Annotated in this window: 1 pseudogene; it reads right to left on the bottom strand. The window is 59.5% G+C overall.

Annotated elements, in window-relative coordinates:
* Positions 1–333 (bottom strand): annotated as a pseudogene (locus EN818_RS31400) (phosphonate ABC transporter, permease protein PhnE); the annotation flags it as partial.

Here is a 333-nt window from a genome sequence, read left to right as displayed (position 1 = left end):
GCGAAAAATGCCAGAGTGAGCGTGACGATGCCGGCTAGCAGCGTTCCCACGAAGGCAATGATGATGGTCTGCAAGAGTTTTGCCCAGACGTCGCCATGCTGCCACTGCGCGTTGTTCCAGATGTTGTCGGCGGCCAAAGCAAGGTTCGACGTGCCCGGCTTGAGATCGGGTCCGGAAACGATCAGCGATAACACCTCGCCTGCCGATTTGCCGAAGAAGGGCGAGCGGGTGTCGAAGACGAAATTGGCCCAGCCGAGGAAGCGCTTGCGCACCTTGACGCGGTCGACCGTGACGCGCACTTCGCCCCCCAAAAAGGGAAAGAGCACACTTGTA

The organism is Mesorhizobium sp. M3A.F.Ca.ET.175.01.1.1, from assembly GCF_004791945.1.
Classification (GTDB): Bacteria; Pseudomonadota; Alphaproteobacteria; order Rhizobiales; family Rhizobiaceae; genus Mesorhizobium.
This window is presented reverse-complemented; position numbering and strand designations above follow the sequence as displayed.